Annotated in this window: 21 protein-coding genes; 15 read left to right on the forward strand and 6 right to left on the reverse strand. The window is 64.7% G+C overall.

Features of this window, described 5'->3' with window-relative positions; genetic code table 11:
• The first annotated feature begins 22 nt into the window (after window positions 1–22).
• Genes ACEN8I_RS04735 through ACEN8I_RS04745 form a run of 3 tightly spaced genes read left to right on the forward strand, consistent with a single transcriptional unit; the run spans window position 23 to window position 2,628 of the window.
• Entirely contained in the window at window positions 23–298 is a 276-nt protein-coding gene (locus tag ACEN8I_RS04735; protein WP_007869951.1) for a DUF4242 domain-containing protein, read from the forward strand.
• A gap of 9 nt (window positions 299–307) precedes the next feature.
• Complete coding sequence (locus ACEN8I_RS04740) at window positions 308–2,134, forward strand: BTAD domain-containing putative transcriptional regulator (RefSeq protein ID WP_413326819.1); 1,827 nt, start codon at window positions 308–310, stop codon at window positions 2,132–2,134.
• 32 nt (window positions 2,135–2,166) lie between these two features.
• Window positions 2,167–2,628 carry a DUF2917 domain-containing protein gene (locus ACEN8I_RS04745; RefSeq protein ID WP_413326821.1) on the forward strand — a complete coding sequence of 154 codons (462 nt, stop codon included), beginning with the start codon at window positions 2,167–2,169 and terminating at the stop codon, window positions 2,626–2,628.
• Window positions 2,629–2,631: 3 nt separating this feature from the next.
• On the opposite strand, the gene ACEN8I_RS04750 is transcribed toward ACEN8I_RS04745, so the two are convergent.
• Window positions 2,632–3,591: a LysR family transcriptional regulator gene (locus tag ACEN8I_RS04750; protein ID WP_413326822.1), complete on the reverse strand. Its 960-nt coding sequence runs from the start codon at window positions 3,589–3,591 to the stop codon at window positions 2,632–2,634.
• A 75-nt stretch (window positions 3,592–3,666) separates the two neighbouring features.
• On the opposite strand from ACEN8I_RS04750, the gene ACEN8I_RS04755 reads away from it, so the two are divergent.
• The 3 genes from ACEN8I_RS04755 to ACEN8I_RS04765 are packed head-to-tail and all read left to right on the forward strand — an operon-like array spanning window position 3,667 to window position 5,663.
• Window positions 3,667–4,305, forward strand: coding sequence for a DsbA family protein (locus tag ACEN8I_RS04755; RefSeq protein WP_413326823.1), 639 nt, complete (start codon window positions 3,667–3,669; stop codon window positions 4,303–4,305).
• Window positions 4,306–4,364: 59 nt separating this feature from the next.
• A complete protein-coding gene (locus ACEN8I_RS04760) occupies window positions 4,365–5,264 on the forward strand; it encodes an MBL fold metallo-hydrolase (protein ID WP_413326825.1) in 900 nt (299 codons plus the stop codon).
• Between the two features lie 3 nt (window positions 5,265–5,267).
• On the forward strand, window positions 5,268–5,663 hold the full coding sequence (locus tag ACEN8I_RS04765; RefSeq protein WP_413326827.1) for a nuclear transport factor 2 family protein: 396 nt from the start codon (window positions 5,268–5,270) through the stop codon (window positions 5,661–5,663).
• Between the two features lie 73 nt (window positions 5,664–5,736).
• On the opposite strand, the gene ssb is transcribed toward ACEN8I_RS04765, so the two are convergent.
• Both ssb and ACEN8I_RS04775 read right to left on the reverse strand, forming a co-directional pair.
• Window positions 5,737–6,237, reverse strand: a complete 501-nt coding sequence (gene ssb, locus ACEN8I_RS04770; RefSeq protein WP_007869915.1) for a single-stranded DNA-binding protein — start codon at window positions 6,235–6,237, stop codon at window positions 5,737–5,739.
• A gap of 54 nt (window positions 6,238–6,291) precedes the next feature.
• On the reverse strand, window positions 6,292–7,524 hold the full coding sequence (locus tag ACEN8I_RS04775) for an MFS transporter (protein WP_413326829.1): 1,233 nt from the start codon (window positions 7,522–7,524) through the stop codon (window positions 6,292–6,294).
• Between the two features lie 280 nt (window positions 7,525–7,804).
• Here ACEN8I_RS04775 and uvrA point away from each other — a divergent pair, with 280 nt between their 5' ends.
• Window positions 7,805–10,816 carry an excinuclease ABC subunit UvrA gene (gene uvrA / locus ACEN8I_RS04780; RefSeq protein WP_413327071.1) on the forward strand — a complete coding sequence of 1,004 codons (3,012 nt, stop codon included), beginning with the start codon at window positions 7,805–7,807 and terminating at the stop codon, window positions 10,814–10,816.
• A gap of 73 nt (window positions 10,817–10,889) precedes the next feature.
• Window positions 10,890–11,819: a DMT family transporter gene (locus ACEN8I_RS04785; protein WP_413326831.1), complete on the forward strand. Its 930-nt coding sequence runs from the start codon at window positions 10,890–10,892 to the stop codon at window positions 11,817–11,819.
• A gap of 139 nt (window positions 11,820–11,958) precedes the next feature.
• Here ACEN8I_RS04785 and ACEN8I_RS04790 read toward each other — a convergent pair whose 3' ends face one another.
• Both ACEN8I_RS04790 and ACEN8I_RS04795 read right to left on the reverse strand, forming a co-directional pair.
• Window positions 11,959–12,324, reverse strand: a complete 366-nt coding sequence (locus tag ACEN8I_RS04790; protein ID WP_413326833.1) for an SPW repeat protein — start codon at window positions 12,322–12,324, stop codon at window positions 11,959–11,961.
• 139 nt (window positions 12,325–12,463) lie between these two features.
• Complete coding sequence (locus ACEN8I_RS04795; RefSeq protein WP_413326835.1) at window positions 12,464–14,557, reverse strand: putative bifunctional diguanylate cyclase/phosphodiesterase; 2,094 nt, start codon at window positions 14,555–14,557, stop codon at window positions 12,464–12,466.
• Window positions 14,558–15,043: 486 nt separating this feature from the next.
• On the opposite strand from ACEN8I_RS04795, the gene ACEN8I_RS04800 reads away from it, so the two are divergent.
• The 7 genes from ACEN8I_RS04800 to ACEN8I_RS04830 all read left to right on the forward strand — a co-directional run bounded on the left by ACEN8I_RS04800 (window position 15,044) and on the right by ACEN8I_RS04830 (window position 21,720).
• Window positions 15,044–15,337: a hypothetical protein gene (locus ACEN8I_RS04800; RefSeq protein WP_413326837.1), complete on the forward strand. Its 294-nt coding sequence runs from the start codon at window positions 15,044–15,046 to the stop codon at window positions 15,335–15,337.
• A gap of 104 nt (window positions 15,338–15,441) precedes the next feature.
• Window positions 15,442–16,557, forward strand: coding sequence for a non-hydrolyzing UDP-N-acetylglucosamine 2-epimerase (gene wecB / locus ACEN8I_RS04805; RefSeq protein WP_413326839.1), 1,116 nt, complete (start codon window positions 15,442–15,444; stop codon window positions 16,555–16,557).
• 24 nt (window positions 16,558–16,581) lie between these two features.
• The gene (locus tag ACEN8I_RS04810; protein ID WP_413326842.1) at window positions 16,582–17,961 is read left to right on the forward strand and encodes a glycosyltransferase family 2 protein; all 1,380 of its coding nucleotides are present in this window, start codon (window positions 16,582–16,584) and stop codon (window positions 17,959–17,961) included.
• A complete protein-coding gene (locus ACEN8I_RS04815) occupies window positions 17,958–18,998 on the forward strand; it encodes a polymer-forming cytoskeletal protein (protein ID WP_413326844.1) in 1,041 nt (346 codons plus the stop codon). Before ACEN8I_RS04810 ends, ACEN8I_RS04815 begins: the two co-directional genes overlap by 4 nt.
• Window positions 18,995–19,975, forward strand: a complete 981-nt coding sequence (locus tag ACEN8I_RS04820; RefSeq protein WP_413326846.1) for a hypothetical protein — start codon at window positions 18,995–18,997, stop codon at window positions 19,973–19,975. Before ACEN8I_RS04815 ends, ACEN8I_RS04820 begins: the two co-directional genes overlap by 4 nt.
• A 66-nt stretch (window positions 19,976–20,041) precedes the next feature.
• Window positions 20,042–20,872: a YaiO family outer membrane beta-barrel protein gene (locus ACEN8I_RS04825; protein ID WP_413326848.1), complete on the forward strand. Its 831-nt coding sequence runs from the start codon at window positions 20,042–20,044 to the stop codon at window positions 20,870–20,872.
• A gap of 8 nt (window positions 20,873–20,880) precedes the next feature.
• Window positions 20,881–21,720: a hypothetical protein gene (locus tag ACEN8I_RS04830; protein ID WP_413326850.1), complete on the forward strand. Its 840-nt coding sequence runs from the start codon at window positions 20,881–20,883 to the stop codon at window positions 21,718–21,720.
• A gap of 10 nt (window positions 21,721–21,730) precedes the next feature.
• Here the strand turns inward: ACEN8I_RS04830 and fusA are convergent, their stop codons facing one another.
• Entirely contained in the window at window positions 21,731–23,839 is a 2,109-nt protein-coding gene (gene fusA / locus ACEN8I_RS04835) for an elongation factor G (protein ID WP_413326852.1), read from the reverse strand.
• Window positions 23,840–23,908: the final 69 nt, after the last annotated feature.

A 23,908-nucleotide genomic window follows, 5' to 3' on the forward strand; every position in this document is an offset into this window, starting at 1 on the left:
CATTCACTCAACGGAGACTGTTATGCCCAAATTCGTGATCGAACGTGCCATCCCCGGACTCGGCGCCCTCAAGCCAGCCGAGCTGCACTCCATTTCCCAGAAATCGTGCGGCGTGCTGCGCGAACTCGGCCCCGACGTGCAGTGGGTGCAGAGCTACCTGACGGGAGGCAAGATGTACTGCGTCTACAACGCGGCCAGCGAAGAACTCGTGAGGGAACATGCGCGCAGGGGCGGCTTCCCGGCGGACTCCGTCGCGCGGGTCACCGGCGTCATAGACCCCACCACCGCCGAAGCCTGAGGCCCGCCTGTGGACCCGCAAGCCCCGAACGAGATGCCGCCTTTGGGGCTTGCCATCCACCTGCTCGGCCCGCCCCGGGTGGAACGGGACGGCAAGCCCCTGCCGGCGCCGCGCGGCCACAAGGTCTGGGGCCTGCTGGCCTACCTGGTCCGCAGCGAGTCGCCGGTCAGCCGCAAGCAGCTGGCGGGACTGCTGTTCGAGGATGCCGAAGACCCGCTGGCCGCCTTGCGCTGGAACCTCAGTGAACTGCGGCGGCTGCTGGGCAGCGTGGATTTGCGCGGCGACCTGCTGGCGCTTGCGCTGCCGCCCGCGACCTACATCGACCTCGGGGCCGTGCTGTCGGGAAGCTGGGCGCAAGCCTTGTGCGTGCCCGGCCTGGACCGCGAGCTGCTCGAAGGCATGAATTTTTCAGGCAGCCCGGCCTTCGAGGTCTGGCTCGCCACGGAACGCCGCCACCTTCAGGCGGCCGCCGAAGCCGTGCTGCGTGAGTCCGCGCTGGCCCGCATGGCGGCGGGCGCCATGGCCGAAGCCGCCACACTGGCCGGCCGGCTGGTGCGCCATAACCCGCTGGACGAAAACTACCAGGCGCTGCTGGTGCGCAGCCTCGCCGCTTGCGGCGACGGTGTGGGCGCGGCGCGCCAGGCCGCCGCCTGCCGTGAATTGTTCCAGCGCGAACTCGGCGTGCAGCCGGGCGCCACACTGGATGCCGCCCTGCGCACGGCCACCGCGACACCCACCGCGCGGCCGGCAACCGGGCGCGCCGCGGCACTGGCGCAGCTGGAAGCCGGAGAGGCGGCCATAGGCGCAGGCGCGCTCGACGCCGGCCTGCAATGCCTGCGCCGCGCCATCGTCGAGGCCGACGCCACCGGCGACACGGCGCTGCGCGCGCGTGCCCGCGTGGCCCTGGGCGGCGCGTTGGTGCATGCCGCCCGCGGCCGCGACGAGGAGGGCGCCACGGCGCTTCACGAAGCTCTGGAGGTGGGCCGGGACGCCTCGCCGGCAATCGCCGCGGCGGCTTGCCGCGAGCTCGGTTATGTCGAATTCCTGCGCGGCCGCTACGAGCGCACGCTGGCCTGGCTGCAGCGCGCCGCGCCGCTGGCCGGCGGCGACCGCGCCGAGCAGGCGCGCATCGCCACCGTGCACGGCAGTGCGCTCAGCGACACCGCGCATTACGCGGCCGCCATCAACCTGCTGCGCGAAGCCGAGGCGCTGGGCGCCGCGGCCGGCGACCACAAGCAGCTTGCCTATGCGCTGTCCATGCTGGGACGCGCGCTGCTGCTGCACGGTGAGCTGGACGCCGCCGCCGACGCACTGGACCGCTCGGTGGCCCTGGCCCAGCCGGGCTGGACCGCTTTTGTGCCCTGGCCGCAATCGCTGCGGGCCGAGGTCGACCTGCTGCGCGGCGACGTGGAGGCCGCCGCGAACCGTTTCGAACATGCCTTTGCGCTCGGCTGCCAGATCGGCGACCCCTGCTGGGAAGGCATTGCCGGGCGCGGCCTGGGGCGGGTGGCCATGGCGCGCGGAGAACCCCGGCGCGCGGCCGAAATCCTGGTCGACGCGCTGGCGCGCTGCGTTCGCCTGCCCGACGCCTACCTGTGGGGCAAGGGCTATGCGCTCGATGCGCTGTGCGGCGTCGCGGTGGCCGAGGCCATGCCCCAGGCCTCAGCCTGGATTAACGAGTTGCAGGACCTGGCCGCGCGCAGCGGCATGCGAGAGCTCACGGTGCGCGCCTGCCTGCACCGCGGTGCACTGGGCGACGGCGGAAGCACGGCCGCGGCCGGCTTGCTCGCCGGCCAGATCGACAACCCCGCGCTGCACGCCCTCGCCGGGCTTTGACAGCGGCGACGACACACCCCAAGAGCTTGATGATGAATACGAAACCCAAAGAAGCCGTGTTTCACGGCGGAACCCGGCGCTTGCTGCCCGGCCAGGCGCTGCGCCTGCCTCGGCGCGGTGGCGAATTGACGGTGCTGCGCGGCCGGCTCTGGCTCACGCGGGACAAAGATCCCGGCGACCACTTCATCTCTGCCGGCCAGCGCGTTCGCCTTGGCGACCATGAGAACGCGGTGATCGAGCCCGCGCAAAGCACGCGGGGCGTGAGCCTGCACTGGGAGCCCCGCCGCCCGGCCCTGGCCGGCGCCCTGCTGGCCCGGCCCTTGAATGGCGCGGCCTTCCTGGCTTTTGTGGCGGCCCGCGGCTTCGCGGCACTGGCGCGCCAGGCGGCTGCGGCTGCCCGGCGCGCGCGCGGTCATGGCGAAATCAGTGACGGCCATGCCTTGTTCGTCGCGCTGGAAGGTGGCAGGGCGCGGGAGCCGGGCCGGCGCTGCTGAAACTCAGCCTTCCTTGGCCTCGCTGACGGCTTGCCGTTGCGCTTCCCTGTCCGCCAGCAGGTCTACAAAGGCGCGGACCTTGGCGGGACGAAAGCGCGCGGCCGGAAATACCGCGTGGATGCCGCCCGAAGGCAGCTGCCACTGCGGCAAGACCTCGATGAGACGGCCGGCCGCAAGGTCGTCTGCAACCGAATAGTCCGGCAGCACCGAAAGCCCCGCGCCCTGGCATACGGCCTCGCGCACGGCCAGTGTGGCGTCGAGAAAAATCGAAGCCTGCACATTCACGGCCTCGCGATCTGTCTCGTTGAGTGAAAAATTCCAGGCGAGGTGGTCGCGCAAGGCGGTGTTGGCGACGAAGGGGAGACCGGCGATGTCTTGCGGACGCGTGAGCCGCGCTACTTGCGCCTTCATGGCCGGTGGCGCCACAAGCAGCTGCCGGAAAGAGCCGATTTTTCGGGCCTGCAAGCTGGTTTCCGCGAGCCAGCCGACACGGATCGCCAGCTCGAAGTTGCCGGACATCAGGTCCATGGTCTGGTCGCTCAGGACCGCATCGACCTTGCACGCGGGGTAGCGCCGGGTAAAGGCGGCGATGGCCGGCACCACAACGCCGACGCCATAGTCGAAGGGAGCGGTGAGCCGCAGCATGCCGGAGGGCTCCGCCGAAGTTTCGGCCAGGTCGTCGAAGGCATCCCCGGCCTCGCGCAGGATCAACGCGCAACGCAGGTAAAAGGCCTGGCCCAGTTCGGTGGGCTGCACCTTGCGCGTGGTGCGCACCAGCAGCGACGTGCGGAACTCGCGCTCCAGCCGCGCGACCTGCTGGCTGACCACGGCCTTGGTGATGCCCAGCCGATCCGCCGCCGCGGTGAAGGAGCCGGTTTCCACCACCGCCGCGAAGTAGGCCAGGCGTCTCAGGTTTCCCAGCCCTGCGAGGCCGTTGTCGTCGTGATTGTTTGCTTTAAACATACATTGTGTTTATCAGAGATACCTTTAACAGTCAATTGATAGTGCCTACGATCACAACCAGTGAGCCAACAACCCATGACCAAGACCCTGCATTACCTGTTCGACCCGCTGTGCGGCTGGTGCTACGGCGCCACACCGGCGCTCTCGGCATTGAGCGAAGTCCCCGCTGTCCATATCGAATTGCTGCCCACCGGTCTGTTCGCCGGCGAGGGCGCACGGCCCATGAACAGTGAGTTCGCCGCCTATGCCTGGTCCAACGACCAGCGCATTGAGCGCCTGACGGGGCAGCGCTTCAGCGAGCTGTACTGTGAGCGGGTTCTCGGTAATCGCCAGCGGCTGTTTGACAGCGGCCCGGCCACGGTAGCGCTGACTGCGGTGTCATTGACAGCGCCGGACCGGGAACTGGAAGCCCTCAAGGCGATACAAAGTGCGCGCTACGTGGACGGCAAGGACACGACCTCGTTGGCAACGCTGGCCGGCCTTCTGCGCGGGCTCGGCCTTGAACAGGCTGCCGCAAGGGTGGCGCAACCCGATGAGGATCTTCTCCTGGCCAACCGGGCGCGCATCAGCCGCGCACAGGCCTTGATGCGGGAGTTCGGTGCGCGCGGCGTGCCCACCCTGGTGGCCGAATCGGGCGCCAAGCGCTGGGTCGTGAATCACGCCGATTTTTATTCCAACCCAGGCGCGCTGGCCAGCGCGCTCGAGGCGGCCTGAGCCCCATCGCCTTCCCCGCAATCCCTTTCAGTTAACTGTCCAAGAAGAAGGAAAAAACCATGACCACACGAAGAGAAGCAATCAAAACTGTAGCCGGCGCGGCTGTCGCGACGGCCATCCTAGGAGTGAAAGACGCTATGGCTGCCAATACCAATCTGACCTGGAAACACTTTCCCGCCGGAGAGCATGGATTCTTCCGCGCCCCGGTCCTCATCTCCGGCGAGCGTGAGGCCGTCTTGATCGACGGGGGCTTTACGCTTCCCGACGGCAAGGCACTGGCCGAGGCCATCAAGGCCACCGGCAAAAAGCTCACGACCATTTACATCAGCCAGAGCGACCCTGACTACTACTTCAGCCTGGCGCCCATCAAGGCGGCGTTTCCCGAAGCCAAGGTGATTGCCGCACCGGCCACGATCGCGGCCATCAAGGGCAATGTGGAAAAGAAACTGGCGACCTGGGGCCCCCAGCTCAAGGAAAACGGCCCGCAAGCCCTGGCCGACATCGTGATGCCCGAAGCCTTCGACGGCCGGACCCTCACCCTCGAAGGCCAGGCCCTGGAGATCGTCGACGTCGACGGCCTGGCGAATCGCCGCTATATCTGGGTGCCTTCGCTGAATGCCATCTTCGGCGGCGTGCTGCTGTTCTCCGGCGTTCACGTGTGGACCGCCGACACGCAGGGCGCGGAGGCCCGCGCCGCATGGGTGAAGGCACTTGACGCCATGGCCGCGCGCAAACCCGCCGTGGTCGTCCCCGGCCACATGGCTGTCACGGCGGCGGTGGACGCAAGCGCGATCCAATACACACGCGACTACCTCGTGGCTTTCGAGGAAGTGCTGGCCAAGGCCGCCGACAGCGGCGCCCTGATCGCGGCCATGACCCGGCGCTACCCGAACGCCGGCATGGGCGTGGCGCTGCAAATCGGCGCCAAGGTCGCCAAGGGCGAAATGAAGTGGGGTTGAGCCATGATGTCGAACATCGACATCGTCCGCGCACACTATGCCGCATCGGCGAAGGGAAACATCCACGCAATGATGGCCCATGTGTCGCCGCAGGTGCGCTGGACCGAGATGGCGGGCTTTCCCTGCGCGGGCACCTGGGTCGGGCCGCAAGCGGTTGCCGAGAACGTCTTTGCCGTACTGGGCAGGGACTGGATCGGCTACCGCTTCGAACTGCAAAGCCTCATCGACGCTGGCGAGCACATCGTCGGGGTGGGGAGCTACCACGGCACTTACCGCGCCACGGGAAAGGACATGCAGGCCCGTGTCGCCCACATCTGGCATCTGCGGGACGGCAAGGTTGTGGCCTTCGAGCAGTTCACGGACACGCTGCTGGTCCGCCAGGCCATGGGCAGCAACTAGGAAAAAAGAAAAGAAAAAGCCCGCCCTCCTTTCGGAGCGCGGGCTTTAATCAAAAGAACTTTCCGTAGCCAGATCAGAACGGAATGTCGTCATCCATGTCGTCAAAACCGCTGGCCTGCTTGGAGGCCGCTGGGGCCTGGCGCGGTGCGGCTGCTGCCGGCGCGCGCGCGGGGGCCGACTGGCGCGGAGCTTCGTAGCCGCCGCCACCGCCGTCGTCAGCGCCGGGGCCGCCCATGCCCTGGCGGCTGCCCAACATCTGCATCTGGTCTGCGCGGATTTCGGTGGTGTATTTTTCGATGCCGTCCTTGTCGGTCCACTTGCGGGTGCGCAGCGAGCCTTCCACATAAACCTGCGAGCCCTTGCGCAGGTACTGGCCGACGATTTCGGCCAGGCGGCCGTTGAACACCACGCGGTGCCATTCGGTGGCTTCCTTCATTTCGCCGGTCTGCTTGTCTTTCCACCTGTCGGTGGTGGCGATGGTGACGTTGGCGACCTGGTCGCCGCTCGGGAAGCTGCGCATTTCGGGGTCGCGGCCCAGATTGCCGACGACGATGACTTTATTGACGGATGCCATGAGGGGTTCTCCTGAGCTGATCTACAGGGCGGGGCCCTGCTATTTATGAATACCTCACAGTTTAACTGGCCGGCCCGGCAAGGCTTCCTCGCCAGTGGCCGTAACGGGTGCATGGCGCCCGGGCGCCCGCATGGGCCAGGCCACCAGCAGCCAGGCCAGCATCAGGCCGCCACACAGCATAAAAAGCCCCGCCGCGCCATGGGTTTTGGTGACCCAGCCGCCGACCGCGCCGCCGGCAAAAAAGCCCAGCGACTGCAGGGTGTTGTACACCCCCAGCGCAGCGCCGCGCGCATGGGGGGGCGCGACGCGGGAGGCCAGGCTGGGCTGGGTAGCCTCCAGCACATTGAAGCCGCAGAAAAACAGGAACAGCAACGCCGCCAGCAGGCCCAGGCCCTGCGGCGCCGGGCTTGAGGACACCACCCACAGCAGGCCCAGCTGCACCACAAAAACCAGGCCCACAGCCCCCAGGAACACGGCGCGCAGGTAGCCGCGCCGCTCCAGCGGGAACAGTGTCATTCCCATCACCAGGAAGGACGCCAGCACCGCCGGCAGGTAGACCTGCCAGTGGCGGGCCTTGTCGAGGCCGGCCGCCACCAGCAGTGCCGGTATCGCCACCCACATGGCCAGCTGGACCGCATGCAGCACAAAAACGCCGAAGTCCAGCCGCAGCAGGGCCGGGTCCTGGAGGACTTCGAGCACACTGCCGCGCGGACGGTCCGCGTGCTCCACCGGCTCGGGCGGCACCCACCACAGGACCACCGCGATGCCGCCCAAGGCCAGCGCGCCGGTCAGGGAAAACAGGCCGTGCAGGCCGATGGAGGCTGCCAACAGAGGCGCGACGAGCAGCGAGAGGGCGAACATCAGCGCGATGCTGCTGCCCACCAGCGCCATGGCCTTGGTGCGCACCTCATCGCGCGTGGAATCGGCCAGCAGCGCGGTAACGGCCGCCGAAATCGCGCCCGCACCCTGCAGCGCCCGGCCGGCGATCAGCCAGTTCAGGTCGGGCGCCCAGGCCGCGATAAAGCTGCCCAGGGCAAATATGAGCAGGCCGGAAATAATCACCGGTTTGCGGCCCCACCAGTCCGAGGCGATGCCGAAGGGAATCTGCAGCAGGCCCTGGGTCAGTCCGTAAATGCCCATGGCCAGGCCGACGCGCGCCGGGTCGTCGCCGCCCGGGTACCTGGCCGCTTCCAGCGCGAACACCGGCAGTACCAGGAACAGGCCCAGCATGCGCAGCGCAAAAATCGATGCCAGCGAGGCGCTGGCGCGGCGCTCGGTGGCAGTCATGGGATAAGACGGGAGGACGGAGGGCTCGGACAAGGGATAAACAGGCAAAAAAGGCTCAAAACCGGACAAAAGACGGCCCAATCGAGGGCAACCCGGGGCAAATCGGGAATTCGGCCGCCGTGGGTGCGGCAAGCCCCGTTTAGACCGTGAATAGGTTCTAAACGGCTATTGTGCTTGAAACGGTGCTTCGGTCTATGATGGAGAGTTTTGCGGCTGCCACATCTTGAACTCTCCCGACGACAGCAAATACCTCGCCTCCCAGGCCGCAGAAGGCCGTCACGTGGCTGAGCCCCCGGCCCGCTACCTGGCCCAGGTCCTGGCGGCGCAGCGCATCAGCATCCGCGGCGCGCGTACGCACAACCTCAAGAACATCGACCTGGACATCCCGCGCAACCAGCTGGTGGTGATCACCGGGTTGAGCGGCTCGGGCAAATCGTCGCTGGCCTTCGACACGCTGTACGCCGAAGGCCAGCGCCGTTACGTTGAAAGCCTGTCCACCTACGCACGCCAGTTTTTGCAGCTGATGGACAAGCCCGACGTGGACATGATTGAGGGCCTGTCGCCCGCGATCTCCATCGAGCAGAAGGCCACCTCGCACAACCCGCGCTCCACCGTGGGCACGGTGACCGAAATCCACGACTACCTGCGCCTGCTGTTCGCGCGCGCCGGCACGCCGTTCTGCCCTATCCACGACCTGCCGCTGCAGGCGCAAAGCGTCAGCGAGATGGTCGACACCGTGCTGGCCCTGCCGGAAGACACCAAGCTGATGATCCTGGCGCCGGTGGCGCGCGACCGCAAGGGCGAGTTCGTGGACCTGTTCGCCGAAATGCAGTCCCAAGGTTATGTGCGCTTTCGCGTCGACGGCACGGCCTATGAGTTCGACGAACTGCCCAAGCTCAAGAAAACCGAGAAGCACAACATCGACGTGGTGATAGACCGCGTCAAGGTGCGGGCCGACCTGCAGCAGCGCCTGGCCGAAAGCTTCGAGGCCGCGCTGCGCCTGGCCGACGGCAAAGCCATTGGGCTGGAGATGGACACCGGCAAGGAGCATCTGTTCAGCGCGAAGTTCTCCTGCCCGGTCTGCGACTACTCGCTCAGCGAGATGGAGCCGCGGCTGTTCTCCTTCAACTCGCCGGTGGGCGCCTGCCCCACCTGCGACGGCCTGGGCCACATGGAGTTTTTCGACCCGGCGCGCGTCGTGGCCTTCCCTTCGCTCAGCCTGGCCAGCGGCGCCGTCAAGGGCTGGGACAGGCGCAACGGCTATTACTTCTCCATGCTGGAGAGCCTGGCCAAGCACTACAAGTTCAACATCGACACGGCCTTTGAAGACCTGCCCGAGAACGTGCAGCAGGTCGTGCTGCACGGCTCGGGCGACGAGGAAATCAAGTTCAGCTATGTGATGGACTCGGGCAATTTCGCGGGCAAGAAGATCAGCAAGAAGCACCCCTTCGAAGGGGTGATCACCAACTTCGAGCGCCGCTACCGCGAGACCGACTCCGCCGCCGTGCGCGAGGAACTGGCCCGCTACCGCAGCGTGCAGCCCTGCCCCGAGTGCGAAGGCACCCGGCTGCGCACCGAGGCACGCCATGTCTACCTGGTCAGCGCGCCCGAGGGCGGTTCCCAGCCGCAGCGCAAGGCGATCTTCGAGATCAGCCATGCGACGCTGCGCGAGAGTTTTGAGTATTTCAATGTCCTCAAGATGGAGGGCGCCAAGGCCGAAATCGCGGCCAAGGTGGTGCGCGAGATCGGCCTGCGCCTGAAGTTTCTCAACGACGTGGGCCTCAACTACCTGAGCCTGGACCGCAGCGCCGAAACGTTGTCGGGCGGCGAATCGCAGCGCATACGCCTGGCCTCGCAAATAGGCTCGGGCCTGACCGGCGTGATGTATGTGCTGGACGAGCCCAGCATAGGCCTGCACCAGCGCGACAACGACCGCCTGATCGGCACGCTCAAGCATTTGCGCGATATCGGCAACAGCGTGCTGGTGGTCGAGCATGACGAGGACATGATCCGCGCGGCCGACCACGTCATCGACATGGGGCCTGGCGCCGGCATCCACGGCGGGCGCGTCATGGCCCAGGGCACGTTTGACGAGGTCAAAAACAACCCCGACTCGCTGACCGGCAAATACCTGGCGCAGACCTTGAAGATCGCCGTGCCCAAACGCCGCACGCCCTGGTTGCCGACCACCAAGGCGGTGGAAGCCGCCGAGAAGAAAAAAGTCTCGCGCTTTCCGCAAAGCCCGGCCGCCGAACGCCGCGCCGCGCGCGAAGCCATTCACCAGGCCACGCTGGGCGACATGCAGGCGCTGCGTGTCATCAACGCGACCGGCCACAACCTCAAGGGCGTGAGCGTCGAGTTTCCGGTAGGCCTCTTGACCTGCGTGACCGGTGTCTCCGGCTCGGGCAAGTCCACGCTGGTCAACGACACGCTGTATGCCGCCGTGGCCCGCACGCTGTACCGCGCGCATGAAGAGCCCGCCGCACACGAGTCCATCGAAGGCATAGAACACTTCGACAAGGTCATCAACGTCGACCAGTCGCCCATAGGCCGCACGCCGCGCAGCAACCCGGCCACCTACACGGGCCTGTTCACGCCGATACGCGAGCTGATGGCCGAGATGAACACCGCCCGCGAACGCGGCTACGGCGCGGGACGCTTTTCCTTCAACGTCGCCGGCGGGCGCTGCGAAGCCTGCCAGGGCGACGGTGTGGTCAAGGTCGAGATGCACTTTTTGCCCGACGTGTACGTGCCCTGCGACGTCTGCAAGGGCATGCGCTACAACCGCGAGACGCTGGAAGTCCAGTACAAGGGCAAAAACATCGCGCAGATCCTGGACCTCACGGTGGAAGTCGCGGCCGAGTTCTTCAAGGCCGTGCCCACCATCGCGCGCAAGCTGCAGACTTTGCTGGACGTGGGCCTGTCCTACATCAAGCTGGGCCAGGCCGCGACCACACTCTCGGGCGGCGAGGCGCAACGCGTCAAGCTCGCGCTGGAACTGAGCAAACGCGACACCGGCCGCACGCTGTACATCCTCGACGAGCCGACAACAGGCCTGCATTTCGCCGACATCGACCTGTTGCTCAAGGTGCTGCACCAGCTGCGCGACGCGGGCAACACCATTGTCGTGATCGAGCACAACCTGGACGTCATCAAGACCGCCGACTGGCTGGTCGACATGGGCCCCGAGGGAGGGGCCGGCGGCGGCACCGTGGTGGGCGTGGGTACGCCGGAAGACATCGCGGCCAACCCGGCCAGCCATACCGGGCGCTACCTGGCACGCCTGCTCTAGGCTTTTTGTTTGCCATGCTTGGGCGCCTGTAGCGCTCAGGCCGCGCCTTTTTTCTTTTCAACGGATTCCGGTTTTGAACAGCTCCACCTTCTTCACGCAGCGCAAAATCGTTTTCCTGCTGGCCTCGCTGTGCTGCCTGCTCTGGGGCAGCGCCTACCCAGCGATCAAGAACGGCTATGCGCTGTTCCACATCGCCGCCGACGATATTCCCTCCAAGCTGGTGTTCGCGGGCTGGCGCTTTATTTTTGCCGGCCTGGTGCTGCTGGTGTTCGCCCTCATCAGCCGCAAGCCGGTGTTCCAGCTGGATCGCCGGACCTTCGGCCAGGTCACGCTCGTGGGCCTCACGCAGACCAGCCTGCAGTATGTGTTCTTCTACATAGGCCTGGCCTATGCCACCGGCGTGAAGAGTTCCATCATGAACGCGACCGGCACTTTTTTCAGCGTGCTGCTGGCGCACTACATCTACAAAAACGACAGGCTCAGCTTCAACAAGGTACTGGGCTGCCTGGTGGGTTTTGCGGGCGTGATGGTGGTGAACTTCAGCGAAAGCCTCCTGAGCTTCGACTTCACGCTGCTGGGCGAGGGCTTTGTCGTGATCGCCGCCTTTGTGCTCTCGGCCGCCAGCATTTACGGCAAAAAGGTTTCGCAGCGCGTGGACTCGGTGGTGCTGACCGGCTGGCAACTGGCCGTAGGCGGCCTGGCCCTGCTATTGATCGGTTTTGCCACCGGCGGTTCGCTGGCCGGCTTTACCCTCAAGTCCACCTTGCTGATGGTTTACCTCGTGGTGCTGTCGTCGGCCGCGTTTTCTCTGTGGACGATTTTGCTGAAGTACAACCGTGTGAGCATGATCACCGTCTTTAACTTCATGGTGCCGGTTTTCGGGACCCTGTTGTCGGCGGTGTTTTTGGAAGAACGGTTTCTGGAGTGGAAGAATGGAGTCGCGCTGGGCTTGGTTTGCTATGGAATCTGGTTGGTGACCAAGGAGGAGAAAGCCGTTGGCTGACTTGGGTTCTTGCTGCGGCGGTGTGACTTCTTTTTGGTTCTGCCGGCCAAGGCTTGCCCGCCGGGGCGAAACCCGGCCGGCGAGCCTTGGTAAAAACCACTAACGCCCAAGCCGGCGCAAGGCCTGCGCCGCACAGGCCTTAATGGGCGTGATGATGTGATCTCCAGACCTTGAACTTGTCGTAGAGCACGCGCTCCAGGGCCCAGCCCGAGGTCAGGGCTACCACCAAGCCCATGAGCAGCGCATTGAGCAGGGCGTTGTCATGCCCGCTGTAGCCCCAGACCCAGGGCGAGATCATCAGGCCCACGCCCAGCAGGACATTGGCCCAGTCGTCCATGTGGTTGGGCAGGAAGAGATCCTGGGATGCGAGGACGATGACGGCGGCGCCTACGACCACCGAGCACCACGCCGCCGCCGTGGGCAACGCCAGCGCCCATGGCGCGATGCACAGCCAGAGCCCCGCAAAAATCTCCAGCCTGTCCTGCCAACGATTGAGGGTATCCATGACAACCTCCGCAAGTAAAGCCAAGGGAATTTCAGTGTAGAACTCCGGTGGAAATACGCAATGGACGCGGGCAGACCCTGGGAACGTAGATGTCTTTACCCTCCTGGCGCGATCTCCCGCGATGACGCCTGCATCGCCCTCACATCCTCTTGCCCAACATGAAGCTTTCAAGTTCCCCGATGGGAAGCGCCTTGCAAAACAGGTAGCCCTGGTAGCAACCGCAGCCATGGCGAGCCAGGAACTCGCGCTGGGCTTCGGTCTCCACGCCTTCGGCCATGACGCCCAGGCCCAGGCTTTGCGCCAGGCCGATGATGGTGCGGGCGATGGCGGCGTCGTTGGGGTCCGTCAGGACGTCCTTCACAAAACTGCGGTCGATTTTCAGCTGGTCCAGCGGCAGGTGCTTGAGGTAGGAAAGGGCCGAATAGCCCATGCCGAAATCATCAATCGACAGGGTGACGCCGGCTCGTTTGAGAATGCCCATCTTGGCGATCGTGACCTCGATATTCGAGGCCAGCAGGCTTTCGGTCAGTTCCAGTTTCAGCCTGTGGGCGCTGATGCCCGCTTCACTGATCGCGGCCATCACCAGCTCCACAAAATCGGGGTGCCGGAACTGGCGCACGCTCACGTTGACGGCAATGCTGAGGCTGGCGGTCTCCGCGCGCCCGGCCCAGGCGGCCAGCTGCGCGCAGGCCGTTTCCAATACCCATTTTCCGAGCGGCAGGATGAGGCCGCTTTCCTCCGCCTGCGAGATGAATGCATCGGGCGGCACTAGTCCGCGCTGCGGATGCCGCCAACGGACCAGCGCCTCCACGCCGACCATATGGCCTTGGCTGCCCACCTGGGGCTGGTAGTGCAACAGGAATTCCCGGTTGCGCAGGCCCTGGCGCAGTTGCACATTGGTGGCGGCGTTGGCGGTCGCTGCCGCCTGCATCTGCGGGTCAAAAAAGCACAGGGTGTTGCGGCTCGCCGCCTTGGCGCCGTACATCGCCAGATCGGCCTGCTTGAGCAGGTCGCCTATGCTTTCCTGCTGCTGGCTGAAGAAGGTGATGCCGATGCTGCAGGTGGCATGGTGCTCGTGGCCCGCCAGGTCATAGGGTTCGCTCAGTGCCGCCAGGATTTTTTCGCCGACCACCCGGGTTCCCGCGATGGCGGTTGCGGATTTTTCGCCCTGGTCTTCGAGCAGGACCACAAATTCATCACCCCCGAGCCGGGCCACCGTGTCGTTGTGCCGCACGCATGCCTGCAGGCGCGAGGCCACCTTCTGGAGCAGCAGGTCGCCCTTGGCGTGGCCCAGCGTGTCGTTAAGGACCTTGAAGTGGTCGAGGTCAATGAACATCAGCGCGCCTATCCGCGAGTGGCCCGAGCCGCTTGCCAGCGAACTCTGGAGCCTGTCCATCAGCAGCTGGCGGTTGGGTAGTTGGGTCAGCGCGTCATAGAAGGCCAGGTGTTCGATCTCGTCTTTGGCCGCCTTGCGTTCGGTGATGTCGCGAAAGTACACGGCAAGCCCTTCCTCAAAGGGGTAGGCGCGCAACTCCAGCCACTTGCCGAATTCCGCGTAGAACTCTTCAAACTCCACCGGCTGGCCGTTGGCCAGCGCTCGGCTGAGCTCCCGCCGCAGGCGCCCGCCGCGATTCGCGTGGACCGCCTGCCAAAGCGTTTGCCCCAGCAAGTCCCGGCTTTTGCGGCGCAACAGGCGTTCGCTCTCGGGATTCACATAGGTAAAGCGGCCCTCCATGTCCAGTGTGGCAAAGGCATCCGTGATGCTGGCCAGGGTGGTGCTCAGGCGCATGGTCAAGCGCAGGGAGTCCTGCTCGGCGCTTTTTTTGTCGGTGAGATCATGCAGGATTCCCTGTATGCGCACGACCCGGCCGGATGTGTCACGCAGCGCTTCGCCCAGGGAACGCATCCACAGCAGCCGCCCGCCTGCCGCAATCACCTGGGCTTCTTCGTCGAAGGGTGTGCCGTGTTCCATGCACGCCTCGAACGCGCCGGCCATCAGCACGCGGGATTCCGGCGCGTAGAAAGCAAGCGCATCCTCGAACGACGGCACCGCCGCGGGCGCAATCCCAAGCAGGGTTGCCAGTTGGGCGGTCCATGTGAAGCGGCGCGCGGGCAAGTCCACCGCCCACGCGCCGGCCTTCGCGGCCCGTTCGAGCAAGTCCAGCATCTGCGCTGCCGCGTCCGCGGGGTTGTAGCCCAGCTGCACCGGAAGCAGTGAGAGGCGTTTGTCCATGGATCAGCCGGCCCGCCGCGCGGCGGCCCCAAGCGAGTCTTTCTTTTCGATGTGTTTGTTTGCTGCCAGGTGAGCGATGAATGCCATGGGGGTTCCGGTTGTTGCGCCGGTTGCCCTCCAGGACAAATCGACCCAAATATCACAACAGCCTGGCGCGCCCGCGGCTGACATCTATTGACGCCCAACGCGGTAGGACAAGCGCAGCTCAACCCAAGCCCCGCAGCAAAAGTCCCGCGATTCCGGCTTGTTGGTTCGCTGGCGCACAGACGGCGGGAATGCGCAAGGCGCATCTTTGGGCCGCGGTGAAAGTGGCTGAAGTTGGCGAATTGCCAAGCCAAGCGGGCGGCGGGGGCTCGTCCTACAGCCGCCGGCGGCTTTCCCTCAGTGTTTCCTCTGGAATCGCTTCTTACATTGACATTTGTACTTAAGTTTTCAATTAAGGCTGACTGAAAACGAAAGCAGCTCAATATTTAGCAGGAAGTAAACATGGATACAACCCTAGACCAACTCAACGGCTACCCGGACATAGGCGCTTTGCGGCCCGTGCTGCTCTCTATCTGTTCCCGGTTCGGCTCTATCGCCAGGCTGGACATTCTTGCCGCGGGACACGCCGGCAAACGCCAGGCCTTGTGCTTTCTGCGCATGGATTCCGCCGAGCAGGAGCAGCAGCTGATCAGCGAACTCGGCGTCGGCCGTTTTGGCGGAGACCTGGTAGTGATCGTGGACCTTCACGGCCAAGAGACTGCAAGCAACGCGAGCATTGTGGCCCACGCGGCGTGAGCTTCGGGCTTTGCCCGGCCTCCTTCTTTTCTCCCCTTCTTTTTCGTTTGCCGCCTTCAGGCCGATGAACCCATTCATTCCCGTTCAAAAGCAAAAGCAGGCATATGCACAACATCCTCATCGTCTCGGGAACACGCCCCGAAATCATCAAGCTCGCACCGGTCTACCACGCGCTGCGTGAAGCCCCCTGGGCCCGCGTGCAATGGCTGCACACCGGCCAGCACGCGGAAATGGCCCGCCAGATATTTGACTGCTTTGACGTGACACCGGACATCTCGCTCAGGCGCATCGGTGCCAGCCTGGTCGAATTCAGCACGGGCTGCCGGCAACAACTCGACATGGTGATGCAGCAGCAAGCCTGGTCTCTCGTGATCGTGCAGGGCGACACCGAAAGCGCCTTCCAGGGCGGGCTTGCTGCCTTCTACCATCGCGTTCCGCTGGCGCATGTCGAGGCGGGACTTCGCACTTACAACCTGAACCGTCCTTTTCCCGAGGAAGGTTTGAGGCAGATGATCAGCCGCCTCGCGCAGTTCCACTTCGCGCCCACTCAGGGCGCCGAGGCGGCGCTGCAGGCCGAGGGCATTGCCGATTCGAAAATCCATCTCACAGGCAACACCGTGATCGACGCCCAGCGCTGGGCCTGCAAACGCCACGGCATCCGCCGGTCGGTGCCGGGGCGTGGCCATCTGCTGGTGACGGTTCACCGGCGCGAGAACTGGGGTGACGATGTGGCCGAAATCTGCCATGCCGTCGCCGAGATCGCCCGGCAGCGGCCTGAACTGGAAGTGCTGTTTCCGGTGCACCTGAACCCGGTGATCCAGAAGCCCGTCAACGCCATCCTGGGCGGCCTGCCCAATGTCAGGCTGGTGCCGCCGCTGGATTACACGCAGATGCAGCAGGCGCTTGTCGATGCCTGCCTGTTGCTGACCGACTCGGGCGGCCTTCAGGAAGAGGCGCCTACCTTCGGTGTTCCGGTACTGGTATTGCGAGAGGAAACGGAGCGGCCCGAAGCGGTTCAAGCCGGTTGCGCCCTGCTGATCGGTGCGGCGCGCCCGGTGATTGTGCGGGAGACCCTTCGTCTTTTGACGGACACGGCAGCCTACACGCGGATGTCGCAGGCCGGAAACCCCTTCGGCGACGGCAGCGCGTCGCAGCGCATCGTTGCAGCACTGGCGCGCAGCCTGGCTGATGAAGCCGTCGCCCTGCCTGAATTGGCCTGAGCGGCTGTGAATGGAACAAGCCTCATGAAACACTTCCTCTCGCGTACCAGCCTGGCTATTTTTATCAGCCTGGCGGCCGCATTGCCGGCTTTCGCGCAACCGGAAGACGCGCAGGCCCTGGTGCCCGCATTCAAGACCTACCCGGTCGCCGCCGTGATGGCGTCGCTGCTGTTTCTGATCGTGCTGGTCATGATGCTGTACGGCCTGCGGCATTTCATGTTCACCATGAATCGCCTGACCGGCGTGCAGCGCCATCCCTACATCGATATCAGCGTGGCCTCGTGGCCGATGATCACCGTGTTCATCGCGGCCCACAACGAGGAAAAGGTGATCGCAGGCTGCATGGAAGCCTTGCTCAATACCGATTACCCGCACGAGCGGCTCAAGATCATTCCCGTCAACGACCGCTCCCAGGACGGAACGGCCGGCATCATCGACGACTACGTGGAGCGCCACCCTTCGCGCATCTGGCCGTTTCACCGCGTCGGCGGCAAGGCCGGGAAATCCGCGGCGCTGAAGGACGCACTGGCTTTCGCGCAAGGCGACATCGCCATTATTTTTGATGCCGATTACGTGCCCGGCCGGGGCCTGCTCAAACAGTTGGTGGCGCCGTTTTTCGACCCCGAGATTGGCGCCGTGATGGGGCGTGTGGTTCCCGCCAACAGCGGCGTCAATTTGCTGACGCGGCTGCTCGACCTTGAGCGATCGGGCGGCTACCAGGTGGACCAGCAGGCGCGCATGAACATGAACCTGATGCCGCAGTACGGCGGCACCGTGGGCGGGGTGCGCCTGTCGGCCGTGGCGGCCGTGGGCGGCTGGCACGACGACACGCTGGCCGAAGACACCGACATCACCTACCGCCTGATGTTCAACGGCTGGAAAACGGTTTACACCAATCGGTCCGAATGCTACGAGGAGGTGCCGCAGGATTGGAGCGTGCGCATCAAGCAGGTGACGCGATGGGCCAAGGGGCACAACCAGGTGATGTCCCGCTACTGGTGGAAGTTTGCCACCAGCACCTACCTGACCGGTGCCCAGCGCCTCGACGGATTGCTGCTGCTGTTTGTGTTCGTGGTACCGCTCGTGATGCTGTTGGGCTGGTGCCTGGCCCTGGGCCTTTATTTCCTGAATGCGGGTTCCCTGCTGTCGGTCTTGATCCCGGTTTTTGCGCTGATGGTTTACGGCACCCTGGGGAATTTCGCGGCCTTCTTTGAAATCGTGATCGCCGTGCTGATCGACGGCAACCGCAGGCGTCTTCGCCTGCTGCCTTTCAACATGCTGGGTTTCCTGGTGAGCCTGTTCGCGATCTCCGGTGCCGTCTGGAGCCTGCTGCTCGACCGTGTCCTCAGCCGTGAAATGGTCTGGGACAAAACCATCCGCTATCGCGAGGCCCCTCTGAAATGACACCCAATTACCTGACCTACGCCGCTTTCACGGTGGTATGCCTGCTGCTGTTGACCCTGCCGTTTGTTCCGGCATTTCGCGAGTGGCTTTACCCGTCGGATGCGGAGCCGCTGCCGGTGTCCGCCCACTACACCAGCGACATCGACCACTTCGCGCGCCGCCTGCGCGCGGATGCCATGGCAAAACTCGGGGCCGGTCCTTCCACGGGTTATGAGGAATTCGATTTTGTAGCCGACTCGGCGATCGACATGGACTGGCGCCGGGCGGAAAAGCGGTTGATCTCGCGCACCGGTATCGACAGCGCGCAAGCTGTTCAAAGCACGCAGCCGGTCTACGTGGACGGCAATCTGCGGGCCGGGGCCGAGTCCGCTTTTGCGGCCCTGTATGCCTCGGGCGATATCGTGCTGGGGCCGAACAGCGAGATCGGTGACTGGGCGCATGCGGGCGGCGTTGTCCGCCTCGGGGCGAACAGCATAGGGCTCAGGAGAATATCCGCGGGAGGCGCCATTGAACTGGGGACCGAAACCTGGTTCGAACGCCTGCATGCACCGGTGCTGCGTTTTGGCTCGCATGTCAGCACCGTGCCGCAGCCGCAGACTTATGAACAGTCGCCGGCGGGCTACGCCGACCTGCCGGGCGCCATCCGCCAGACGCCCGAGCTCTATCTCATTCGAGGTGACTGCGCGCTGCCTCCCGGCAAGACCTACCAGGGCTCGCTGGTGGTGACCGGGTTTCTCACGGTAGGCGCGGCGACCACCATTTTTGGCGACGTCAAGGCGCGTGACGGCGTGAGCATTGGTCCGCGGGCATCCGTGCGGGGCGCCCTGACCTGCGAGAAGCGGATTTACGTTTTTGCGGATGCGCGTGTCTGGGGTCCGCTTATTTCCGAGAGCGATGTGCTGATAGGCGCCGGTGCCGTGATTGGGCAGCCGCATGCGCAGACGACCGTGAGTGCCGCCAACCTCATTGTGGAAGACGGTGTGACCGTGTACGGAACCTTGTGGGCGCACGAGATCGGCATGGTCAAACCGCTATGAGCTTCAAAAGCTTTTTATGCTCAGGCGCCCTGGTGCTGCTGGCCGGTGCCGCAAGCCTTGCCGCGGCCGCGCCTGCGCTGGTTTTGCAGGGCTACGCCGATGAGGCCGGTGCCATCACCGTCTTGAACGGCGGAAACTCCGTCGATCCCTATTTCGCGATGCAGGCGCTGCTGCTGGCGCATGACAACGGCATGGACGTTTCCGCGCCTGCCGAGAGGTTTGCCGACTGGCTGGTATCCAGGCAAAAGCCCGATGGCACTTTCGACCGGTTTTGCCGGGACGGCGCCGGGCGCTGGGCATCGTGCAACGCGGCGGACGCTGACGACTCCCTGCTTGCCATGTGGATGCGCCTGTTGGAGACCATGCCGGAGAAGCTGGGCAAAAATCCCCTGTGGCTGAAGAGCCACGCTACCAGCAAGGCCGCGCTGGAGCATCTGTTCCAGCCTTCGCGCGGCATCTACATGGTGTCTCCGCTGGTGCTGCACGGGCTGTTCATGGACAACCTGGAAGTCTGGTCGCTCAAGGCGCAGCGCAAGCCAGCCGCGCAGCCCGAGGCGGACAGGCTGGCCAAGGCGATACGCGACACCTTCTGGAATCCCGTTGACAAGCACTTTTTGGTGTCAACCCAGCTGGAACAGCGCTCCGAAAAGCAGGCCTTCTACCCCCACCAGGTGGCGCAGATATTTCCTTTGCTGCTGGACTTTCCGCTGCTGCCGGCCGAGGCCGGCCCCTACTACCGCGCGTGGATGGCGGCGCACCGCGCCGAATGGCTCAGCCAGGGCAAGGCGGACTACCCATGGGGCCTGCTCGCCGTACTCGCGATGCGGCAGGGCGACACCGCCAGCGCGCGCTGCTGGTTGCGGGAGGCGGCGCCTCTGCGCCACTCTTCACGATGGGCTGTGACCGACGAGGCGGCCCTGCAGATAGTGCTCAGCAAAGGCCTCAAGCCGGCGGCCCAAGAAGCCAGCTGCGGGTGACAGCCGTACAAGCTTGCAGACGCTACGGCCAGCCTTTTTTCTTTTCCCTTTTCGAGAGGAGCAAGCATGCTCAACAAGACCCTTTATCTCCCGCTGTGCGCGATGCTTTGTGCCGCACCGGCCTTTTCTCAATCGTTTCCAGCCGGCCAGCAAGGCGCCGCCCCCGTGCTTGCGGCGCCGGTGCCCGCTGACCCCGTGCGAAGCCTGGAGCTGAGCACCGGCGCGCAAAGCCTCAGTGGCGGCTACGGCAACTGGAATGACGTCACCTTGCGAGGCGCCTACGGCGTGTCGCGCCACACGTTTCAGGCCGAAGCCTCCGTCCAGCGCCGCTTCAATGAAGACGGCGCTTTCCTCGGGCTCGGCGACACCTATACCTTCAATGAAGACTGGTACGGCTCGCTTGCCGTGGGCGCGGGCGACGGTGCTTTCTACCTGCCGCGTTACCGGGCCGATGCAACGCTTTACCGCAAATTCCCGCCAGGGCGAAATCTCGTCGGCAACATCGGCATCGGTTACTACAAGGCGCCGGACGGCCACAGCGACCGCAGCGTCTCCCTGGGCGCGGCTTACTACTTCGAGTCCCCCTGGATTGTTGAAGGCGGCGTGCGGCTGAACAGCAGCAACCCCGGCGCTGTGCGGACGCAGCAGCAATTTGCCGCGGTGACCTACGGACGCGACAAGCAGGACCTGGTCACCGCGCGCTATGCCTGGGGTGGCGAGGGCTATCTTGCGATCGGGCCCAACACACAGCTGGTGAACTTTGACAGCCGTGAGGCCAGCATTGCCTGGCGGCACTGGTTGAACCCGCGTACCGGCATATTGGTGGGGGCGAACCGCTATAGCAATCCGCTGTATCGCCGCACCGGCCTGAATGTCGGAATCTTCCACAACTTCTGAAGGCCGCCATGAGCACCCGAGCAAATTCCGTATCGGCCCAGGCCCGCGAGCACGACCGCGTCTTCCATAAAACCTTTGATGCCGCACGCCGAGCGCGAGCGCTTCGGGTCAAGGTGCGGCCGCACCGGGCCATCACGCCGCTGCGGGTGACTCCGTATCTGGCGGCGCAGGCCGTTGTGCTGCCGATACTGCTGTGCGGATTTTTGCTGTGGGCCAAGCCGCTGCTGCTGGATTTCTGGCGCAACTGCATCCTGTTCTGGTCCGCCAGGCTGGATTTGCCGTTCAGCCTGACGGCCCGCGCCAATGAGGCGGGACAGCACCCTTTGCTCATGGGCGTGGTGCCGGAAGGTGCCCCCATGCCCGGCCAGGCCACGCTGGTGGTGACCGCCCTGGTGACGCTTGCCGCGTTCGCACTTTCGCTGAACATGAAGGACGCGAAGCTGCCGCTCAAATACCCGCTGCGCATCGTCTGTGTGCTGCAGTTCATTGCGCTGGCCTATTTCTGGTTCTCGCCGTCCAGCTTTCCCTACAGCATAGGCCGCCATAGCGAGGAGCTCATGACCATAGGATACGGCGTCATGGTGGCGACGCCGGTGATGCTGGCGATGGGCTACTACATCCTGAACCAGAGCCTGCTGACCAAGCTGCTGCATACCGCGCTCATCCTGGCATTCTTCGCGATCCTGGTTCCCCACCAGGTGCTGGCCCAGGCCTTCATCATGCAGCACCTGTCCGTGCTGTTCATGCCCGTGCTCTACATCTGTTTCGGCGCGGTGTTTGACGCACTGATATTTGTGGCGCTGTATTCATGGGCCGTCAGCAACGCGCCCATGAAAGCCACCACTTGATGGCCCGCGCCTAGCCGCCCTTGCCGCGCATGATGGCCGCCGCCACGTCGGACGTGGTTTCGGCATAGCGTTTGAATTCCATGGTGTAGGTCGCGCGGCCCTGGGTCAGCGAGCGCAGGGTGGTGGAATAGCCGAACATCTCCGACAGCGGCACCTCGGCGCGCACCAGCTTGCCGCCGCCGCCCGCGATGTCTTCCATGCCCTGCACCATGCCGCGCCGCGACGAGAGGTCGCCCATCACATTGCCCATGAAGTCCTCGGGCGTTTCCACTTCCACCGCCATCACCGGTTCCAGCAGTACCGGCTTGGCGCGGCGCATGGCCTCCTTGAAAGCCAGCGAGCCGGCCATGCGGAAGGCGTTTTCGTTGGAGTCCACGTCATGGTAGGAGCCGAACACCAGCGTGGCCTTCACATCCACCACTGGGTAACCTGCCAGCACGCCGGCTTTGAGCGTTTCCTGTATGCCTTTGTTGACGGCGGGAATGTACTCGCGCGGGATCACGCCGCCCTTGATGGCGTCGACGAACTCATAACCCTTGCCCGAGGGCTGTGGCTCCAGGTTGAGCACCGCGTGGCCGTACTGCCCGCGTCCGCCCGACTGCTTGATGAACTTGCCTTCGACGTCGTTCACCGCCTGCCGTATGGTTTCGCGGTAGGCGACCTGCGGCTTGCCGACATTGGCCTCGACGCCGAACTCGCGCTTCATGCGGTCCACCAGGATTTCCAGGTGCAGCTCGCCCATGCCCGAGATGATGGTCTGGCCCGACTCCTCGTCCGTGTGCACACGGAAGGACGGGTCCTCCTGCGCCAGGCGGTTCAGCGCGATGCCCATTTTTTCCTGGTCGGCCTGGGTCTTGGGCTCCACTGCCTGCGAGATCACCGGCTCGGGGAACACCATCTTCTCGAGGATGATCACATGGGCCGGGTCGCACAGCGTGTCGCCGGTGGTCGCGTCCTTCAGGCCCACGGCGGCCGCGATGTCGCCGGCGCGCACTTCCTTGACCTCGTTGCGTTCATTGGCGTGCATTTGCAGGATGCGGCCCAGGCGCTCGCGCTTGCCCTTGACGGGGTTGTAGACCGTATCGCCGGCTTTGACCACACCCGAATACACGCGAAAGAAAATCAGCTGCCCGACGTAAGGGTCGGTCATGATCTTGAAGGCCAGCGCCGAGAAGGGCTCGTCGTCGTTCGGGTGGCGCTCGGCCTCGCCCACGTCATCCTCGGTGTGGCCCAAGATGGCGGGCACGTCCGCCGGCGAAGGCATGTAGTCGATCACCGCGTCCAGCATGGCCTGCACGCCCTTGTTCTTGAAGGCGCTGCCGCAGAGCATGGGCACGATCTCGTTGGCGATGGTGCGCTGGCGCAGGCCTTGTTTGATCTCGTCCTCGCTCAGGGGCTCGCCTGCCAGGTATTTGTTCAGGAGGTCGTCGTTGGCTTCAGCGGCCGCCTCGATCATTTTGGTGCGCCATTCATTGGCGGTTTCCAGCAACTCAGCCGGGATGTCGCCGTACTCGAATTTCACGCCCTGGCTGGTGTCGTCCCAGATGATGGCCTTCATCTTGACGAGGTCCACCACGCCCTGGAAATGCTCTTCCGCGCCCACCGGGATCTGCACCGGCACGGCCACACCTTTGAGGCGCTCGCTGATCTGGCGCTGCACGCGGAAAAAGTCGGCGCCCACGCGGTCCATCTTGTTGACGAAGGCCAGGCGCGGCACTTTGTATTTGTTGGCCTGGCGCCAGACGGTTTCCGACTGCGGTTGCACGCCGCCCACGGCGTCGTAGACCATGACGGCACCGTCGAGCACGCGCATGGAGCGCTCAACCTCGATGGTGAAGTCCACGTGGCCGGGCGTGTCGATGATGTTGATGCGGTGCTCGGGGTAGTTGCCCGCCATGCCTTTCCAGAAGGCGGTGGTCGCGGCCGAGGTGATGGTGATGCCGCGCTCCTGCTCCTGCTCCATCCAGTCCATGGTGGCCGTGCCTTCATGGACCTCGCCGATCTTGTAGTTCACACCCGTGTAAAACAGGATGCGCTCGGTCGTGGTGGTCTTGCCGGCGTCGATGTGCGCGCTGATGCCGATATTGCGGTAGCGCTCTATGGGGGTATGGCGGGGCATGGCGGACTCCTTTTTTGCCGGCCCGCATATTGGGAGGGAGTTGTAGCGTGGCCGGGCCGCCAGTTTGCG

This window comes from Polaromonas sp. CT11-55, from assembly GCF_047303325.1.
Lineage (GTDB): Bacteria > Pseudomonadota > Gammaproteobacteria > Burkholderiales > Burkholderiaceae_C > Polaromonas.

Bases quoted from the DNA above. Each gene is read 5' to 3' on its own strand.
- ACEN8I_RS04735 (WP_007869951.1), top strand. From the start codon at position 23: ATGCCCAAATTCGTGATCGAACGTGCCATCCCCGGACTCGGCGCCCTC.
- ACEN8I_RS04745 (WP_413326821.1), top strand. From the start codon at position 2,167: ATGAATACGAAACCCAAAGAAGCCGTGTTTCACGGCGGAACCCGGCGC.
- ACEN8I_RS04750 (WP_413326822.1), bottom strand. From the start codon at position 3,591: ATGTTTAAAGCAAACAATCACGACGACAACGGCCTCGCAGGGCTGGGA.
- ACEN8I_RS04755 (WP_413326823.1), top strand. From the start codon at position 3,667: ATGACCAAGACCCTGCATTACCTGTTCGACCCGCTGTGCGGCTGGTGC.
- ACEN8I_RS04760 (WP_413326825.1), top strand. From the start codon at position 4,365: ATGACCACACGAAGAGAAGCAATCAAAACTGTAGCCGGCGCGGCTGTC.
- ACEN8I_RS04765 (WP_413326827.1), top strand. From the start codon at position 5,268: ATGATGTCGAACATCGACATCGTCCGCGCACACTATGCCGCATCGGCG.
- ssb (WP_007869915.1), bottom strand. From the start codon at position 6,237: ATGGCATCCGTCAATAAAGTCATCGTCGTCGGCAATCTGGGCCGCGAC.
- ACEN8I_RS04775 (WP_413326829.1), bottom strand. From the start codon at position 7,524: ATGACTGCCACCGAGCGCCGCGCCAGCGCCTCGCTGGCATCGATTTTT.
- ACEN8I_RS04790 (WP_413326833.1), bottom strand. From the start codon at position 12,324: ATGGATACCCTCAATCGTTGGCAGGACAGGCTGGAGATTTTTGCGGGG.
- ACEN8I_RS04795 (WP_413326835.1), bottom strand. From the start codon at position 14,557: ATGGACAAACGCCTCTCACTGCTTCCGGTGCAGCTGGGCTACAACCCC.
- ACEN8I_RS04800 (WP_413326837.1), top strand. From the start codon at position 15,044: ATGGATACAACCCTAGACCAACTCAACGGCTACCCGGACATAGGCGCT.
- wecB (WP_413326839.1), top strand. From the start codon at position 15,442: ATGCACAACATCCTCATCGTCTCGGGAACACGCCCCGAAATCATCAAG.
- ACEN8I_RS04810 (WP_413326842.1), top strand. From the start codon at position 16,582: ATGAAACACTTCCTCTCGCGTACCAGCCTGGCTATTTTTATCAGCCTG.
- ACEN8I_RS04815 (WP_413326844.1), top strand. From the start codon at position 17,958: ATGACACCCAATTACCTGACCTACGCCGCTTTCACGGTGGTATGCCTG.
- ACEN8I_RS04820 (WP_413326846.1), top strand. From the start codon at position 18,995: ATGAGCTTCAAAAGCTTTTTATGCTCAGGCGCCCTGGTGCTGCTGGCC.
- ACEN8I_RS04825 (WP_413326848.1), top strand. From the start codon at position 20,042: ATGCTCAACAAGACCCTTTATCTCCCGCTGTGCGCGATGCTTTGTGCC.
- ACEN8I_RS04830 (WP_413326850.1), top strand. From the start codon at position 20,881: ATGAGCACCCGAGCAAATTCCGTATCGGCCCAGGCCCGCGAGCACGAC.
- fusA (WP_413326852.1), bottom strand. From the start codon at position 23,839: ATGCCCCGCCATACCCCCATAGAGCGCTACCGCAATATCGGCATCAGC.